At 67.1% G+C, this 15,418-nt stretch carries 18 protein-coding genes and 1 tRNA gene; 13 read left to right on the top strand and 6 right to left on the bottom strand.

Annotation, left to right across the window (positions count from 1 at the left end):
- Together ykgO and Q0071_RS14665 are read left to right on the top strand one after the other, a co-directional pair.
- Positions 1 to 118: type B 50S ribosomal protein L36 (gene ykgO, locus Q0071_RS14670; protein WP_298170973.1), on the top strand; the 118-nt coding region annotated here is incomplete at its 5' end.
- Between the two features lie 112 nt (positions 119 to 230).
- On the top strand, positions 231 to 845 hold the full coding sequence (locus tag Q0071_RS14665) for an HAD-IA family hydrolase (protein ID WP_298170951.1): 615 nt from the start codon (positions 231 to 233) through the stop codon (positions 843 to 845).
- A 282-nt stretch (positions 846 to 1,127) separates the two neighbouring features.
- Here the strand turns inward: Q0071_RS14665 and pgeF are convergent, their stop codons facing one another.
- Both pgeF and pepN read right to left on the bottom strand, forming a co-directional pair.
- Complete coding sequence (pgeF, locus tag Q0071_RS14660; protein WP_298170949.1) at positions 1,128 to 1,892, bottom strand: peptidoglycan editing factor PgeF; 765 nt, start codon at positions 1,890 to 1,892, stop codon at positions 1,128 to 1,130.
- Positions 1,889 to 4,510 carry an aminopeptidase N gene (gene pepN, locus Q0071_RS14655; RefSeq protein WP_298170946.1) on the bottom strand — a complete coding sequence of 874 codons (2,622 nt, stop codon included), beginning with the start codon at positions 4,508 to 4,510 and terminating at the stop codon, positions 1,889 to 1,891. Before pepN ends, pgeF begins: the two co-directional genes overlap by 4 nt.
- A gap of 196 nt (positions 4,511 to 4,706) precedes the next feature.
- Between pepN and Q0071_RS14650 the strand changes: the two genes are divergently transcribed.
- Together Q0071_RS14650 and Q0071_RS14645 are read left to right on the top strand one after the other, a co-directional pair.
- Positions 4,707 to 5,963, top strand: a complete 1,257-nt coding sequence (locus tag Q0071_RS14650; protein ID WP_298170943.1) for a M48 family metalloprotease — start codon at positions 4,707 to 4,709, stop codon at positions 5,961 to 5,963.
- Between the two features lie 17 nt (positions 5,964 to 5,980).
- Entirely contained in the window at positions 5,981 to 6,805 is an 825-nt protein-coding gene (locus Q0071_RS14645) for an SDR family NAD(P)-dependent oxidoreductase (RefSeq protein ID WP_298170970.1), read from the top strand.
- Here the strand turns inward: Q0071_RS14645 and Q0071_RS14640 are convergent.
- Entirely contained in the window at positions 6,715 to 7,656 is a 942-nt protein-coding gene (locus Q0071_RS14640) for an EamA family transporter (RefSeq protein WP_298170941.1), read from the bottom strand. The genes Q0071_RS14645 and Q0071_RS14640 overlap by 91 nt on opposite strands.
- On the bottom strand, positions 7,653 to 8,669 hold the full coding sequence (locus Q0071_RS14635) for a beta-eliminating lyase-related protein (protein WP_298170938.1): 1,017 nt from the start codon (positions 8,667 to 8,669) through the stop codon (positions 7,653 to 7,655). The genes Q0071_RS14640 and Q0071_RS14635 overlap by 4 nt, the downstream gene beginning before the upstream one ends.
- Before the next feature lie 65 nt (positions 8,670 to 8,734).
- On the opposite strand from Q0071_RS14635, the gene Q0071_RS14630 reads away from it, so the two are divergent.
- Entirely contained in the window at positions 8,735 to 9,025 is a 291-nt protein-coding gene (locus Q0071_RS14630) for a GNAT family N-acetyltransferase (protein ID WP_298170934.1), read from the top strand.
- Between the two features lie 27 nt (positions 9,026 to 9,052).
- Positions 9,053 to 9,517, top strand: coding sequence for a cupin domain-containing protein (locus Q0071_RS14625; protein ID WP_298170931.1), 465 nt, complete (start codon positions 9,053 to 9,055; stop codon positions 9,515 to 9,517).
- 36 nt (positions 9,518 to 9,553) lie between these two features.
- Here Q0071_RS14625 and Q0071_RS14620 read toward each other — a convergent pair.
- A tRNA-Thr gene (locus tag Q0071_RS14620) sits at positions 9,554 to 9,628 on the bottom strand.
- Positions 9,629 to 9,754: 126 nt separating this feature from the next.
- On the opposite strand from Q0071_RS14620, the gene Q0071_RS14615 reads away from it, so the two are divergent.
- The 6 genes from Q0071_RS14615 to Q0071_RS14590 all read left to right on the top strand — a co-directional run bounded on the left by Q0071_RS14615 (position 9,755) and on the right by Q0071_RS14590 (position 13,732).
- Positions 9,755 to 9,919 carry a hypothetical protein gene (locus Q0071_RS14615; RefSeq protein WP_298170928.1) on the top strand — a complete coding sequence of 55 codons (165 nt, stop codon included), beginning with the start codon at positions 9,755 to 9,757 and terminating at the stop codon, positions 9,917 to 9,919.
- A 138-nt stretch (positions 9,920 to 10,057) separates the two neighbouring features.
- Entirely contained in the window at positions 10,058 to 10,744 is a 687-nt protein-coding gene (gene gpmA, locus Q0071_RS14610; protein WP_298170926.1) for a 2,3-diphosphoglycerate-dependent phosphoglycerate mutase, read from the top strand.
- A 30-nt stretch (positions 10,745 to 10,774) separates the two neighbouring features.
- Complete coding sequence (gene purE / locus Q0071_RS14605) at positions 10,775 to 11,263, top strand: 5-(carboxyamino)imidazole ribonucleotide mutase (RefSeq protein WP_298170923.1); 489 nt, start codon at positions 10,775 to 10,777, stop codon at positions 11,261 to 11,263.
- 4 nt (positions 11,264 to 11,267) lie between these two features.
- The gene (locus Q0071_RS14600; RefSeq protein WP_298170919.1) at positions 11,268 to 12,323 is read left to right on the top strand and encodes a 5-(carboxyamino)imidazole ribonucleotide synthase; all 1,056 of its coding nucleotides are present in this window, start codon (positions 11,268 to 11,270) and stop codon (positions 12,321 to 12,323) included.
- On the top strand, positions 12,324 to 12,812 hold the full coding sequence (locus tag Q0071_RS14595; RefSeq protein ID WP_298170916.1) for a dihydrofolate reductase: 489 nt from the start codon (positions 12,324 to 12,326) through the stop codon (positions 12,810 to 12,812).
- Entirely contained in the window at positions 12,809 to 13,732 is a 924-nt protein-coding gene (locus Q0071_RS14590; protein WP_298170967.1) for a bifunctional riboflavin kinase/FAD synthetase, read from the top strand. Before Q0071_RS14595 ends, Q0071_RS14590 begins: the two co-directional genes overlap by 4 nt.
- On the opposite strand, the gene Q0071_RS14585 is transcribed toward Q0071_RS14590, so the two are convergent.
- Positions 13,729 to 14,226: a TspO/MBR family protein gene (locus tag Q0071_RS14585; RefSeq protein WP_298170913.1), complete on the bottom strand. Its 498-nt coding sequence runs from the start codon at positions 14,224 to 14,226 to the stop codon at positions 13,729 to 13,731. The genes Q0071_RS14590 and Q0071_RS14585 overlap by 4 nt on opposite strands.
- 87 nt (positions 14,227 to 14,313) lie before the next feature.
- Between Q0071_RS14585 and Q0071_RS14580 the strand changes: the two genes are divergently transcribed.
- Positions 14,314 to 15,381, top strand: a complete 1,068-nt coding sequence (locus tag Q0071_RS14580; protein ID WP_298170910.1) for a glycerophosphodiester phosphodiesterase family protein — start codon at positions 14,314 to 14,316, stop codon at positions 15,379 to 15,381.
- Positions 15,382 to 15,418 lie beyond the last annotated feature (37 nt).

Here is a 15,418-nt window from a genome sequence, read left to right as displayed (position 1 = left end):
TCGCAACAGCCTGAAGTCGCTCAAGGATCGTCACCGGGACAACCGCGTGATCCGTCGCCGCGGCCGCACCTACGTCATCAACAAGACCCAGAAGCGCTTCAAGGCGCGTCAGGGCTGATTCGCGCACCTTCGCTGCGGCGAGGGTTCTGCGTGATCGCATGGTCTCGAACCGGCAGAGGGCCTCCGCATTCGCGGGGGCGCTTTTGTTTGTGCGGAAGGAAACGCGTCTCGTGAGCGCTGACGTCGATGCTGTTGTCTGGGATATCGGCCATGTGCTGGTGCAGTGGTCAATCCGCTATCTCTACGAGAAGCTGATCGACGATCCGGCTGAACTCGATTGGTTCCTCGAGCATGTCGTCACCGTGCCGTGGCATTTCCGGCACGATGCGGGCGAGCCGCTGGCGGACCTGATCGCGGAGAAGGTCGCGACGTTCCCCGAGCACCGCGCGCTGATCGAGGCTTATGCCCCGCGCTGGCTCGATACGATCCCGGGGCCGATCGACGGTACGCCTGCGCTGGTCGAGGCGCTGGCGGCGAAGGGCGTGCCGCAGTTTGCCGTGACCAATTTCGGCGCGGATACCTGGGCAATGTTCCGCCCCACGTTCCCGCTGCTCGATCATATGGGCGATGTGGTGGTGAGCGGCGTCGAACGTCTGATGAAGCCCGATCCGGCGATCTTCGATCTGGCAGCGCGGCGCTTTGGCCATGCGCCCGAGCGGATGCTGTTCATTGACGACAACGCGGCGAATATCGCCAGCGCTGCGGCGCTGGGCTGGCAGGTGCATCACTTCACGCGGGGGACCGAGGCGCTGGAGGCGGATTTGCGCGGGTTGGGGCTTATCTAGGACGCTTCAGGGCAGCCCGCGCCCAATTGGGATGCTGAACTCGCCTACTCGGCTTTCGTCATTGCGAGCGTAGCGAAGCAATCCAGAGCGTTTTGGCGCGACGCTCTGGATTGCTTCGTCGCTGCGCTCCTCGCAATGACGAGGGATAGTGGCACTTGCGGCTCTGGATTCCCGCCTTCGCGGGAATGACGAAGGGTTGGGGTGATGACCGGGCGAGGGTGATAACGAAGGATTGCGGGGATTCGAGGGCGCGCAGAACCTCGAGGGATCGCCCCTGAAGGGTCAGCGCAATCCGATCAGTGAGATCTGCCTGCCATAGCCAGCCTCGCCGGCGTGGGTGGAGCGGCGGAACGAGTAGAAGCGCTGGCCTTGCGAATAGGTGTCCTCACCCTGCATGCCGATGGTGCCGACGCCGAAGGCCGCCAGGCGCGCGGCGACGTAGCCTTCGAGATCGAACCAGCTGTGCCCTGCGCGGCCGGCCCTGAAGAATCGGGCGTTGGCTTCGTCTTCGGCGGTGAAGCGCGCTTCGAAACCGGCGTCCACCTCGTAGCTTTTCTGGGCGATGCAGGGGCCAACCACGGCGGCGATGCGCGCACGGTCTGCGCCGAGGGCTTCCATCGCCTCTACCGTGCGGTCGGTCACCCCGCCGATGGCACCCTTCCACCCGGCATGGGCAGCGCCGATCACGCCCGCGTGCGGATCGTGGAACAGGACTGGCGCACAATCGGCGGTGAGCACGCCGAGCAGCAGGCCAGTCTCGGCGGTGACCAGTGCGTCGGCCTTGGGGCGGTCTGCATCGTCCCACGGTGCGGTGACCGTGACCACATCGGGCGAATGGATCTGGTAGCAAGTGAGGAGCCGCGCGCCCGGCAGCACCGCATCGCCCGCGCGGCGGCGGTTTTCGGCGGTGTGGGCGGGATCGTCCTCGCTGTAGCTGACATTGAGACCGGCGTGGATGCCGATGCTCACCCCGCCGCGCCGACCGAGGAAGCCGTGCGCCGCCCCGGCGAGCGCCGGGTGGGTCAACGACTCCACACCTTCGCTCATCCTTCGAGGCTCTTGCTCACCTGTTCGCGCACATCGCGCGAAAGGCCGGGGGCTGCGGCGATCCGTTCCAATTCGGCGCGCATCAAGGCGGCGCGTGCCGGTTCGATGCGGCGCCAGCGGCCCAGCGGAGGGACGAAGCGCGCGGCGACATTGCCGTTGATGGGATCGAGCTTGAGGATGAGATCGGCGATCATCCGGTAGCCAGCGCCGCTGGCGGCATGGAACGCCTGAGGATTGGCGGCGAAGGCCATGTAAAGCGCGCGGACACGGTTGGGGTTGGTCAGCGTGAAGTCTGGATGACCCGCCAGCGCAGTGACATGCGCGAGCGTATCGGGATGGAGCGCGCCGGCCTGGATCGAGAACCACTTGTCGATCACCAGCGCATTGCCGGCAAAGCGCGCGTGGAAATCGGCGAGCGCGGCCTGGCGGGCGGCGTTGCATTCCGCTGCGCCGATCCCGGCGAGGACCATGAGCGCGCCCTGCCGGTCGGTCATGTTGTCTGCCGCGTCGTATTGTGCCTTGGCGCGGCGTGCGGCTTCGGCGGGATCGCTGGCGGCAAGGTAGACGATGGCCTGCGTCTTCAGCTTGCGCGCGCCGCGAGCGGCGGCTTCGAGGCTGTAGGGCACGGCTGTGCAGCGATCGTGGAGGGCGTGCCACTCAGCGGCAAGTTCGCAGCCAAGCCAGCGCTTCAAGGCCTCACGCTCGGCGTGGATGCGCGAAGGGTCGGCGAGGGTGAGCTGTTCGGCGATATAGCCTTCGCCGGGGAGGATCAGGAGCTCACCGCGCATCAGGTCGTCGAGCGCGGTATCGGCCAGCACGGCGGCATAGACATCGCGGATCGCGGCGAGGCCTTCGGTGCGGGCCTCGTCGGTCAATTCACCCGAGACAGCCGCGACGAGGTGGCGGACCATCAGTTGCTGCATCGCCTCATACCGGGCGAAAGGATCATCGTCGTGCGCCGCAAGGAACACGAGGTCGGCGGTCGGCATCGGCATGTCGATGGCAACGGGGGCGGAGAAGCCGCGGTTGATCGAGAGGACTGGCGGCTGCGCGAAGCCGGGGAAGGTGAAGGTCTGCTCGGCCTCGGTGAGGATGAGCAGCTGCTCGCCGCCGTGCCGGCCAGAAGCGCGATCAAACAGTGCGGTGCGCAGCGGGATCACCATCGGCTGCTTGTCCGGCTGGCCGGGGGTGGCGGGGACGGTCTGGGAGAGGGTGAGCGTGGCTGTATTTCCCGCGTGGGTGAGCGTGGCGGTGACGCGCGGGGTGCCAGCCTGCTCGTACCAGCGGCGGAACTGCTTGAGGTCGAGCCCGGCGCCGTCCTCGATCGCGCGGACGAAATCCTCGCAGGTCGCCGCTTCGCCGTCATGCCGGTCGAAATAGAGATCGGTGCCGGCGCGGAAGCGTTCGGCGCCGGCCATCACCGTCATCATGCGGATGACTTCGGCACCCTTGTTGTAGACCGTCGCGGTGTAGAAGTTGCTGATTTCCTGATAGGCATCGGGGCGGATCGGGTGTGCGAGCGGGCCTGAATCCTCCGGGAACTGGGCGGCGCGCAGCACGCGCACATCCTCGATCCGCTTGACCGGTGCGGAGCCCATGTCGGCGCTGAACTGCTGGTCGCGCAGCACGGTGAAGCCTTCCTTGAGGCTCAGCTGGAACCAGTCGCGGCAGGTGACGCGGTTGCCCGACCAGTTGTGGAAGTACTCGTGCGCGACCACGCCTTCGATGGCGTCATAATCGCCGTCGGTCGCGGTTTCGGGATCGGCGAGAATGTAGCGCGTGTTGAAGACGTTGAGGCCCTTGTTCTCCATCGCGCCCGCGTTGAAATCAGCGACGGCGACGATGTTGAACAAGTCGAGATCGTACTCGCGGCCATAGACGTCCTCGTCCCAGCGCATCGAATCGATGAGCGCCTTCATCGCGTGGCCAGTGCGCGTTTCGTCTCCGGCGCGGACGTAGATGGCGAGATCGACCTTGCGGCCCGAGCGGGTGGTGAACGTATCGCGCGAGGCAACGAGATCGCCCGCGACGAGCGCGAAGAGGTAGGAGGGCTTGGGCCACGGATCGTGCCATTCGGCCCAATGCGTGCCGTCGGCGTTCTCGCCGCTGGCGACGGGGTTGCCGTTGGAGAGGAGCACGGGGAAGGCCGCCTTGTCGCCCGCCATGCGCACGGTGTAGCGGCTGAGCACATCGGGCCGGTCGGGGAAGAAAGTGATGCGGCGGAAGCCCTCGGCCTCGCACTGGGTGCAAAGCATTCCGTTCGACGCATAGAGGCCGGAGAGCTGCGTGTTGGCGGCGGGATCGATCTCGGTTTCGATGGTGACCGTGTGGCGGTCGCCGGGGAGGTCGATCACGAGGTTGCCGCCGTCCATACGCCAATCGTTGTGCGCGGCGCCGTCAACCAGCACGCTCTTGGCGGCAATGCCATCGCCATCGAGCCGCAGGGGGCCGTGCGCCGCGCCGCCCCGTTCAACCACCAGATCAGCGCGCACCTTCGTGGCGGTGAGCGAGAGCGCGAAATCCAGCGCGATTTCCGGGACCAGCCATTCCGGCGGACGGTAGTCGGTGCGTTGAATGACGGGGGCGGGGACGGCGGGGGTGCTGGAAAGATCGTTCATGGCCCCAATGTAGGGAGCCTGCGCGCACGGGGAAGCGCAAAAACGGCGGGCCGGAAAATCTTCGTGGCAAGAGCGCTTGACGAGGCCGCGACCGGGCCGCACCCATGGCGCGGCCGGAATGGGCAAGGGGACGGGGTCGCATACCATGCCGCTGACAAGATTGACTGGATGCGTTTTTCTGGGGCTTCTGGCGGCTGTGCCCGGCCTTGCCCACGCTGCCGCCGCGTTCGATGTCGACCATGCGACGCAGCTGTGGCTGGCGACGCTGAGCGGCCCGGCGCAGGCGCGGTCCGACGCCTATTTCGAGGGGGGCGAGTGGCTGGCGCTGTGGGGCACGCTGATCTCGCTCGGCATCTACTCGTTCCTGCTGCGCATCCGGCTGCTGCCCAAGGTGCGGACCGCAATGCACCGGCGCGGCTGGCGCCCGTGGCTGGGGCTGCTGGCCTGCGGACTGGTGTTCATCGCGGTGGATACGCTGCTGAGCCTGCCCTGGACTTTCTACACCGGCTATCTGCGCGAGCGGCAATATGGGCTGATGAACCAGTCTGTGGGGGCATGGCTGGGCGATCAGGCGATCGGCCTCCTGCTTGGCGCACTGCTGGGGAGCGTGTTGCTGCTGGTGATCTATGCGGTGATCCGCATGTATCCGAAGCACTGGTGGCTGATCGGCACCGGGGTGATTGCCGTGGCGATCACGTTCCTCGTGCTCATAACGCCGGTGTTCCTCGTGCCGCTGTTCAACACCCAGTCCGAACTGCCGGACGGCCCGGTGCGAACGCGCGTGGTCGCGATGGCGAAGGCCTATAACGTGCCTTCGGAGCACATCTATCTCGTCGATGCATCGCGCCAGTCCGACCGGATTTCGGCGAACGTTTCGGGCATCGGGCCGACGATCCGCATCTCGCTCAACGACAACCTGCTGAAGAAGACCAGCGTGGCGGAAACCGCGGCGGTGATGGGGCATGAACTGGGCCACTATGTGCTGGGACACGTGTGGCGGACGATCGTGGTGCTGACCTTGCTGATGGGCCTGCTGCTGTGGCTGGCATCGCGCATCGCGCCGGCGCTGATCCGCCATGGCGGGCAGCGCTGGGATGTGCGTGGGCTCAGTGATCCGGCCTCGCTGCCAGTGCTGGCGGGCGTGCTGAGCGTACTTTCGCTGCTGGCGACCCCGGTGACCAACACGCTGATCCGGGTCGATGAAAGCGAGGCCGATGCCTTCGGATTGGATGCCGCGCGTGAGCCCGATGGCTTTGCTGCGGCGGCGATGAAGCTTTCGGCCTATCGCAAGATCGCGCCGGGCGCGCTGGAGGAGATGCTGTTCTTCGACCACCCATCGGGCAAGACGCGGGTGCACATGGCGATGCAGTGGAAGAAGGACCACGTGCCCAATGCGACCGAAGTCGTGCCGCCCCCGCTGCCCCCACTCAAACTGCCGGACCCGAAGCCGTGAACCTGTTCATCTTCGGCATGGGCTACACCTCGAAGGTGATCGCGGTGCGGCTGCGCGCGGCGGGCTGGGACGTTGTCGGCACCGGGCGCGAGGGGACCATGGGGTTCCATAACCGCGAGGGGGTGCTGGCGGCGCTAGCCGGGGCAAGCCATGTGCTGTCCTCAGTCCCGCCTTCGCGCGAGGGCGGCGATCCGGTGCTGGATAGCTATGGCGAAGCGCTGGAGGCAGCGAAGCCCAAGTGGATCGGGTATCTCTCTTCGACCGGGGTCTACGGCGATGTCGGCGGGGCGTGGGTGGATGAGACGGCGGAAGTCGGCACCGGGCGGCGCTCGGCGCGGACGGCGGCGGATCTGGCGTGGCAAGGGCTTGGCGCGCAAGTGCGGGTGTTCCGCCTCCCCGGTATCTATGGCCCCGGGCGCAGTGCGCTCGACCGCGTGCGCGAGGGCCATGCGAAGCGGATCGCGCTGGCGGGGCAGGTGTTCAGCCGCGTGCATGTCGAGGACATTGCCTCAGGCGTGATCGCCGGGATGGCGGGGCCCGCGGGGGTCTACAACCTCGGCGACGACGAGCCCTCGAGCCAGAACGCGGTGATCGAGGAAGCGGCGCGGCTGCTGGGGGTGAACCCGCCGCCGCTGCAGACGCTGGAGGAAGCTGCGCTCTCGCCCATGGCGCTGGCGTTCTATGCCGAGAACCGGCGGGTGGCGAACGGCAAGGCCAAGCGCGTGCTGGGCTGGCGGCTGGCTTACCCGACTTACCGCGAGGGGTTGCGCGCCCTGAGCGCCACGACCAGCCCGATCATCGCAAGCGACGCGCCTGCTCCGGCGAGCAGCGACCAGCGGTAGCCTTCGACGGCGGTCGAGATCAGCATCGCCACGACGGGGACCAGCACGCCGTTGTAGGCGGCGCGGCCGGGGCCGAGCGCGCGCAGCAGGCCGTTGTACATCGGGAAGGTGACGACGGTGCCGACAATCGCGAGATAGGCGGCGCCGCCGGCGTAGGACCACGTCCAACCAAAGCGCGGCGGGCCGGAGAGGATCCATGCGATCGTGGCATCCACGATAGCGCCGATCATCATCGCCCAGGCAAGCAGGGTAGGCACCGGCTGGCCGCGCGCGATGGGGCTAGCCTGCACGACATTGCCGACCGACGCGAACGTGAGCGCGACGAGGACCATGAAGCCGCCGACAAGGACCTGCGCGCCCATTGCGCTGTTCTGCGCCAGGGCGATGCGATATTCGTGCAGCATCAGCAGCCCGATGCCGACCAGCGCGATGGCGGTACCGGCCATGAAGCCACGCGTGATGCGCTGGCCAAGGAAGACGCGCGAGAGGATCGTGTTGGGCACCAGCAGCAGCGCGAAGAGCACCGCGACGAGGCCCGAGGTGATATATTGCTCGGACCGGTAGACGAACTGGAAGTTGAGGCTGAACACGCTGCAGCCCATGACGGCGGCGACCATCAGCCCGCGCTTGTCCGGCACCAGCGGCAGGCGCTTGAACGCGGCGAACACGAACATGCCGATTGCCGCGCCGGTGAAGCGCCAGGTGACTGACCAGCTCGGCGGTACATCGCCCAGCTGATACTTGATGGCGATCCATGTCGAACCCCAGATCAGTGCGGTGATCAGGAAGGGGGCAAGGATGCGCGGTTCGAGGAAGCGGGCCTCGCCGCCTGTCTGATGATCGACGCTCATAGGGCGGCTATGGCGCGGGCGAGCGCCTCCACTTCCTGCGGCGGGCTGCTCCACGCGGTGACGAGACGGGCCGCGCCGGGGGCACCTGCGGGGGCATTCCAGTCGTAAAAGTCGAAGCCCTGCGCGCGCAGCGCTGCCTGCTCGGCGGGGGCGAGGATCACGAAGATCTCGTTGGCCTCCACCGGATGAATCAGCCGGTCGCCGCAGGCCGCGGCGATTTCCTGCGCGGCGGCATTGGCGGCGCGCGCGTTATCGAGCCAGAGATCGCCCTCGATCATGGCGAGGACCTGCGCGGCAAGGTAGCGGCCCTTCGATTGCAGGTGCCCGGCGCGCTTGCGGCGATAGCGGACGACATCGACGAGATCGGGCGCGAAGAAGACAATCGCTTCCGCGCTCATCCCGCCGTTCTTCACGCAGCCGAAGGTGAGCGCGTCGACCCCGGCGCTGACGGTGACGTCCGCCGGGTTGCAACCGAGGTAGGCGATGGCATTGGCGAAACGCGCGCCGTCCATGTGGAGGCCCAGCCCGCGTTCCTTTGCCAGCGCGCCGATCGCGGCGACTTCCGGCGCGGTATAGACACGGCCGCATTCGGTGGCCTGCGTGATCGAGATCGCGTGCGGCTGGACCTGGTGGACGCCGGGGCGGATCGCACCCAGCACGGAGCGGATCGTCTCAGGCGTGAGCTTGGCGCCTTCACCTTCCGCCAGCAGCAGCTTGGCACCATGCAGGAAGAAGCCGGGCGCGCCGCCCTCATCCATCTCGATATGCGCTTCGCGGTGGCAGACGACGCCGCCGTGCGGCGGGACCATGGCCGAAAGCGCAAGGCAATTGCCGGCGGTGCCCGTCGCCACCCAGATCGCGGCGCAAGGCACACCGAACAGATCGGAGAACGCCGCATCGAGCCGGGCCGAGAGCGCATCGCCATCATAAGCGGTATCCGCGACATCGGCGGCCTGCATCGCGGCCCAGATGCGGGGGTGGACAGGGGCGGCGTTGTCGGAGAAGAACTTCATGGGCGCACCCCTTAACCGGCATGGTGCGCGGGGGGAAGTGAGCTTCCCTTTGGAGACGACAAGCGATGGATGACCTGGCGATTTCGCTCATCGATGAAGGCGGCCACGGCGAATATCAGGCGCGCGTCGCCGATAGCAGCGCGGTCGGACGGCTGACCTGGGTGCGCCGAGACACTGTGCTGACGACCGAGCACACGCTGGTGCCGACCGAGATCGGTGGGCGGGGGATCGCCGGCAAGCTGGTCGAGGCGCTGATTGCCGATGCGAGGACGCAGGGCTGGAAGATCGTGCCCGAGTGCAGCTATGTCGCCGCTGCGTTCAAGCGCCATCCGGAATGGGCGGACCTGCTGGCCTGAGGGGCTTCAATGCATTGGGGGGTGTCGATGATCCGTCTGCTGGCCTTGTTCGCGATGGTCGCGCTTTTGCCGGGGGCTGCCAACCCGGATTTCCTGATCGTGCCGGCGCAGGACGTCCACTGGATCGCGCTGCCAGGCACGCCCGGTGTGGAGAGTGCGCTGATTGCGGGCAATCCCTCGCAGCCGGGGACGTATGTGATCCGGGTGAAGTTTCCGCCGCATGTGATGGACCGGCCGCACAGCCATAGCCGGGACCGGCATGTGACGGTGCTGGAGGGGCACTGGTATGCAGGGACAGGGCCTGATTTCGATCCGGCCAAGGCCATACGGCTGGGGCCGGGAAGCTATATGTTCCACCCGGCGGGCGGCGTGCATTGGGATGGTTCGAACAGCGACGAGACCGTGATCGTGCAGATCATCGGTGAGGGCCCGCTGACGAGCGCGGATGTCGATCCCTCGAAAGGATCATGGGTGGTGCTGGACAAGCACTGACACGCCATCGCCGCGCCAGCTGCAAGCAAGGGGAAATGGTGCTGCTGGGGAGGATTGAACTCCCGACCTCAGCCTTACCAAGGATGCGCTCTACCACTGAGCTACAGCAGCACACCATTTCCGCATGCCTTACGCCGGGCAACGCCGGGGCGGGCAGGCGGGCGCTTTGGCGGCGGGGCTTGCGTTTGTCAAGGACAGGCTTGCAGGCTTTGCGCCCGCGCGGCAGAGACGGCCGCGATGACTGACAAGACCCCCGCATCCGAAGACAAACCTGCGCTGACCCGCGACGAGCGGCTGGCGCAGCGGCTGCGCGAGAACTTGCGCCGCCGGAAAGCGCAGGCTCGGGCCATGGGCGCCATGGAGGAAGTAGCCGGCGGGGGTGATGAGCCTTCGCAGGCCTAGCGCGCGCCGCTGCTCCCTCCTTCGACAGGCTCAAGATGAGGTGAAGGGACTGGGGCTTTCCAAAGCGCCCCTTTCCAAAAGCGCGGGCGGGCGCTAGGTCCGCGCCCTTGTTTCATCCGCAGCTTGCGAAGGACGACGATGCCCCGCCTGATCCTGATCCGCCACGGCCAGTCGCAGTGGAACCTCGAAAACCGCTTCACCGGCTGGTGGGATGTGGACGTGACCGAGAAAGGCGCGGCCGAGGCCTTTGCTGCGGGCGAACTGCTGAAAGCCAAGGGCATCCTGCCGACCACCGCGTTCACCTCGCTCCAGAAGCGCGCGATCAAGACGCTGCATCTGGCGCTGGAAGCGGCGGGTCGCATCTGGATTCCCGAGGACAAGGACTGGCGGCTCAACGAACGGCACTATGGCGGGCTGACCGGGCTCGACAAGGCAGAGACGGCGGCGAAGCACGGCGACGAACAGGTAAAGATCTGGCGCCGCAGCTTCGACATTCCGCCGCCGCCGCTTGAAGCGGGCAGCGAGTTCGATCTCGCCAGCGACCCGCGCTATGCCGGGATCGACGTGCCGAACACCGAGAGCCTCAAGGACACCATCGCACGCGTGCTGCCGTGCTGGGACGAGAAGATCGCCCCCGCGCTGCGCAGCGGTGAGACGGTGCTGGTTTCCGCACACGGCAATTCGCTGCGCGCGCTGGTGAAGCACCTTTCGGGCATTTCGGACGCCGATATCACCGGGCTCGAGATTCCAACCGGGCAGCCGATTGTCTATGAACTGGACGACGATCTGGGCGAGATCGAGCGCTACTACCTGTCGGAGCGCTGAGGCGCACCGTCTGCGAGGGGATGCATGGGGATGACTGACGGCGCGGCAAAGGTCGCTATCGTGATGGGCAGCCAGTCTGACTGGGAGACCATGCAGAACGGCGCGGCCGTGCTGGAAAAGCTGGGCGTGGCGCATGAGTGCCGGATCGTTTCGGCGCATCGCACGCCGGACCGGCTGGTGGCCTTCGCAAAGGGCGCGGCGGCGACAGGCATCCAGGTGATCATCGCAGGCGCGGGCGGCGCAGCGCATCTGCCGGGGATGATCGCTTCGATGACGCATCTGCCGGTGCTGGGTGTGCCGGTGCAGTCCAAGGCGCTCAAGGGGCTCGATAGCCTGCTCTCCATCGTGCAGATGCCGGGCGGCATTCCCGTCGGCACGCTGGCCATCGGCGCGGCGGGAGCCACCAATGCGGCGCTGCTGGCGGCTTCGATCCTCGCGCTCTCCGATCCGGAGCTGAGCGACCGGCTGGTGGCGTGGCGCACGGCGCAGACCGATTCGGTCGCCGAGTTTCCGGTGTGACGGCATGATCGCTCCTGGCGAGACCATCGGCATTCTGGGCGGCGGGCAGCTCGGCCGGATGATCGCGCTTGCCGCAGCGAACCTTGGCTATCGCTGCCATGTCTATGCGCCCGAGGCGGATTCGATCGCGGCGGATGTCTGCGCGGGGTTCACTTGTGCGGGCTGGTATGATGCCGATGCGCTGGCCGCATTCGGCAAGGCCTGTGCGGTGGTGACCTACGAGTTCGAGAACGTGCCGGTCGCGCCGCTCGCCGCGCTGGGCGATGCGGCGCTGCATCCGGGCACGCGTTCGCTGGAAGTGGCGCAGGACCGCGCGGCAGAGAAGAGCTTCGTTGAGGCGCTGGGCGGACGGCCTGCGCCCTGGGCCACGGTAGACAGCGCCGCCGATCTGGCGGCAGCGATTGCGAAGATCGGCACCCCAGGCATCCTCAAGACGCGGCGCGACGGCTATGACGGTAAGGGCCAGTGGCGGATCATGAAGCCGGAAGATGCCGCCGGGCTGGAGCTGCCGCAGGTGCCGCTCGTCTATGAAGGCTTCGTGCAGTTTGATGCCGAGTTTTCGGTGATCCTCGTGCGCGGGGCGGATGGTGACGTGCGCTTCTGGGATTCGGCGCAGAATGCGCACAAGGCGGGCATCCTGAGCCAGTCGGTGGTGCCGGCAGGCGATGCGGTGCGTGCGCAAGTGGATGCTGCAAGGGCGCTGGCCAAGCAGGTGGCGGATGCGCTCGGCCATGTCGGCGTACTGACGCTGGAGTTCTTCGCCACGGCAGACGGCCCGGTGTTCAACGAAATGGCGCCGCGCGTGCACAATTCCGGGCACTGGACGATCGAAGGCGCGCTCACCTCGCAATTCGAGAACCACGTTCGCGCGATTTGCGGACTGCCGCTGGGTTCGACCGAGCTTTGTGCGGCGGGCGTGGTGATGGACAACCTGATCGGCGACGAGGCGCATGACTGGCCCGCGATCCTGTCCGATCCGGCCAACCACTTGCATCTCTATGGCAAGGCGGCAGTGCGGCCCGGGCGCAAGATGGGCCATGTGACGCGGCTGGTGCTCTGAATGGCACAGACCGTCATGCTGATTGTTGCGCGCGCCGAGGATGGGACGATTGGTGACAGGGGTGCCCTTCCGTGGCGCTTGCCCGCAGACCTCAAGCGCTTCAAGGCTCTGACCATGGGGAAGCCGATGATCATGGGGCGCAAGACATTTGCCTCGCTGCCGGGGCTGCTGCCGGGGCGGCGGCATATCGTGCTGACGCGTGATGCCGGCTGGTCGGCCCCCGGTGCGGAGGTCGTGCACGATGTTGCGGGCGCGCTGGCGCTGGCCGGGGACGGCGAGGTTGCGGTGATCGGCGGCGCGGATGTGTTTGCGCAGTTCGAGGGGCTGGCGCACCGGTTCGAGCTGACCGAAGTGCAGGGCGACTATGCCGGAGATACGCGGATGCCCTATCCGGCGGCGCCCTGGCGGGAGACCGCGCGGGCAAGCTTTGCGGCCGAGGGCGGCTATCCGGCGCATGATTTCGTGACCTTTGTCCGGGGCGCGGCCTGATGCGCGTCCATGCCAACGAACCCATGCCCGAAGCCTTGCGCGGCGGCGTCATCGCGCTGGGCAATTTCGACGGGTTTCATCTCGGCCACCAGGCTGTGGCGGGCGAAGCGGTGCGCTGGTCGCGCGAGCAAGGCCGGCCCGCGATCATCGCCACCTTCGATCCGCATCCGGTGCGCCACTTCAAGCCCGATGCGCCGCCGTTCCGCCTGACCACGCTGGATCAGCGCGAGGCGCTGTTCACCGAGGCGGGCGCGGATGCGATGCTGGTGTTCGGGTTCGATGGTGCGATGGCGGCGATGCCGGCGGAGGCCTTCGTGCGCGATCTACTGTCAGACCGGCTCGGCGCGGCGGCGGTGGTGACGGGCGAGGACTTCACCTTCGGCCGGGCGCGCGGCGGGAATGTCGGCGTGCTGCGCGATGTCGGCGCTGCGGTGGGGCTGGAAACGCGCGCGGTTGGCCCGGTGCTGCTGGACGGCGAGGTCGTTTCCTCCAGCCGCATTCGCGAGGCGCTGGTGGCGGGCGATCCGCAGGAGGCCGCGCGGCTGCTGACGCGGCCTTTCGCGATCCGCGGCCCGGTGCAGCATGGCGACAAGGTGGGGCGGACGATCAACTTCCCGACGGCCAACCTTGATATCGGCAGCTATCTGCGGCCGCGCTACGGTATCTATGCGGTGACGGGGCATCTTCCTGACGGCTGCGTGCTCAAGGGCGCGGCGAATATCGGCATCCGGCCTACGTTCGATCCGCCCAAGGAATTGCTCGAGCCGCATTTCTTCGACTTCAGCGGCGATCTCTATGGGCAGGAGATCGAAGTGGCATTCCACCACTTCCTGCGCGGTGAGGCGAAATTCGATAGCCTTGATGCGCTCGTTGCGCAGATGGGGCGCGATTGCGATGAAGCGCGGCGGCTGCTGGCTTAGGCTGGCGGGTAGGCGATCATCACGCTGAGCACGTAGCCGCCCCAGAACGCGGTCGGCACGATGAGCCAGGGCGCGCGAGGTTCGCGCTCGCGCAGCACCAGCATGACAGCGACCGCGACGATCAGGGTGACGACCGTGCCCCAGAACGCTGCATCATTGCGCTGCAATCCGCCGGTGTAGAACGGATAGGCGATGCACAGCGCAGCAAGCATGTACGGCGTCCACGAACGCCAACCGCTATCGCCGCTGCCGCGCACGTAGGACCAGCGCGCCGCGCCCATCAGGCCAAGCAAAACGGTCCAGATCAGGCCGACTACGGCACCCGGCGGGATCATCGGCATCTGACGGCCGCTCGGCCGCGCCCAGCCGATGGCGAAGAGAAAGCCGTTGATCGCGATGGTGGCGGCGATGAGCAGGCCGACATTGACGGCGAGCGCCCATCGCCCCTCGGCACGGAGGAGCGGACTGCGGTGCGCGTGGTGCTGGGTGGCCATGCAGGGCAGTCTAGCGCAAGGCGTGATGATGCGCCATCCGCAGCGCCGCGAGGAAGCGTTTGACTTGGTGCCAAGGCTGCGCGAGCAATGCTTTTCAAATCCAACGCAGTCTTGGGGGCGCGTTTTTCAGTGATCTGGCTTCGTGGTCTGGCGTTTTTGGGCGCTCTCGGCTTTCTGGCACTCACGTTTGTCAATGCGAGTTGGCTGGCGGACAATCCGAGAGGGCACCTGAGATTGATCGCAAATGGCGGTATTTCGCAGCAATACACACCGTCCGGGCGTACAAGCTCATGCCCGGCGCAGGCGATCCTCCCGCCACTGCATGATTACATCGCCGATACCGCGCGATCGGTGCAGATGGCGCGGCGCATGGGGGCGGACCTCGTGACGCTTGATGTGGTGCGTACCGCCGACGATGCGCTGGTGCTCTATCCCGATGCCGCGCTCGATTGCCGCAGCAACGGGAAGGGGTCGCTTTCGGCCCAGTCGCTTGCCGCGATTCAGGCGCTCGATCCGGGCTATGGCTACACTGCGGACGGAGGCAAGACCTTCCCCCTGCGCGGCAACGCGCGCAACACGATCCCGACGCTGGACGAGGTGATCGAGGCCGATCCCAGAGGCCGCTATTTCTTCCGCCTCGTGGCCGATGATGCGCAGGGCGCGAGGGTGCTGGTGGCGAAGCTCAAGGCGATGGGGCGCGATCCGGTGGCCACGGAGGACGGCTTCAGCGCAGGGCCAGCAGCGCTTGCGGTGATCCGCGCGGCCTGGCCGAAGAGCTGGGCGTTCGATCCGGCGCAGGCGGCGGCCTGCACATCGGCCTACCGCACGAGCGGCTGGACCGGCCTGCTGCCTGCCAGCTGCAAGGGCAGCACGATGATCGCGCCGCTCGATGCAACGTTCACGCTGTGGGGCTGGCCCAATTTGACCGTGAACCGCATGACGGCGACCGGCGGGCAGGTCCTCGCGGTGCGCAGCGGCACCGGCGCGGGGCTGCTCCATGCGCGCGATCTGCCGTCTGTGCCGATCACCTTTCGGGGCCATGTCATGGTCGATGATTACTGGACGGTGGGGCCGGCGCTGCGCCCAGCGCTCGACAAGCGCACCAATGCCGAGGCGCTGGCGGCGCAGGAGCGCGATGATGCTTCGACCGACTGACGCGCGAGTGTTTGCAGGAATCCCGGCGCTTCGCTAA

The organism is Novosphingobium sp., assembly GCF_027486195.1.
Taxonomy (GTDB): domain Bacteria; phylum Pseudomonadota; class Alphaproteobacteria; order Sphingomonadales; family Sphingomonadaceae; genus Novosphingobium.
Note: the sequence above shows the minus strand (reverse complement) of the source record. Positions and strands in the feature narration are given on the sequence as shown.

What these genes read in the sequence shown, in the direction of transcription:
- pgeF (WP_298170949.1), bottom strand. Translation starts at nt 1,892, where the DNA reads ATGAGCGAAGGTGTGGAGTCGTTGACCCACCCGGCGCTCGCCGGGGCG.
- pepN (WP_298170946.1), bottom strand. Translation starts at nt 4,510, where the DNA reads ATGAACGATCTTTCCAGCACCCCCGCCGTCCCCGCCCCCGTCATTCAA.
- Q0071_RS14645 (WP_298170970.1), top strand. Translation starts at nt 5,981, where the DNA reads ATGGGCTACACCTCGAAGGTGATCGCGGTGCGGCTGCGCGCGGCGGGC.
- Q0071_RS14640 (WP_298170941.1), bottom strand. Translation starts at nt 7,656, where the DNA reads ATGAGCGTCGATCATCAGACAGGCGGCGAGGCCCGCTTCCTCGAACCG.
- Q0071_RS14635 (WP_298170938.1), bottom strand. Translation starts at nt 8,669, where the DNA reads ATGAAGTTCTTCTCCGACAACGCCGCCCCTGTCCACCCCCGCATCTGG.
- Q0071_RS14630 (WP_298170934.1), top strand. Translation starts at nt 8,735, where the DNA reads ATGGATGACCTGGCGATTTCGCTCATCGATGAAGGCGGCCACGGCGAA.
- Q0071_RS14625 (WP_298170931.1), top strand. Translation starts at nt 9,053, where the DNA reads ATGATCCGTCTGCTGGCCTTGTTCGCGATGGTCGCGCTTTTGCCGGGG.
- Q0071_RS14615 (WP_298170928.1), top strand. Translation starts at nt 9,755, where the DNA reads ATGACTGACAAGACCCCCGCATCCGAAGACAAACCTGCGCTGACCCGC.
- gpmA (WP_298170926.1), top strand. Translation starts at nt 10,058, where the DNA reads ATGCCCCGCCTGATCCTGATCCGCCACGGCCAGTCGCAGTGGAACCTC.
- purE (WP_298170923.1), top strand. Translation starts at nt 10,775, where the DNA reads ATGACTGACGGCGCGGCAAAGGTCGCTATCGTGATGGGCAGCCAGTCT.
- Q0071_RS14600 (WP_298170919.1), top strand. Translation starts at nt 11,268, where the DNA reads ATGATCGCTCCTGGCGAGACCATCGGCATTCTGGGCGGCGGGCAGCTC.
- Q0071_RS14595 (WP_298170916.1), top strand. Translation starts at nt 12,324, where the DNA reads ATGGCACAGACCGTCATGCTGATTGTTGCGCGCGCCGAGGATGGGACG.
- Q0071_RS14585 (WP_298170913.1), bottom strand. Translation starts at nt 14,226, where the DNA reads ATGGCCACCCAGCACCACGCGCACCGCAGTCCGCTCCTCCGTGCCGAG.
- Q0071_RS14580 (WP_298170910.1), top strand. Translation starts at nt 14,314, where the DNA reads ATGCTTTTCAAATCCAACGCAGTCTTGGGGGCGCGTTTTTCAGTGATC.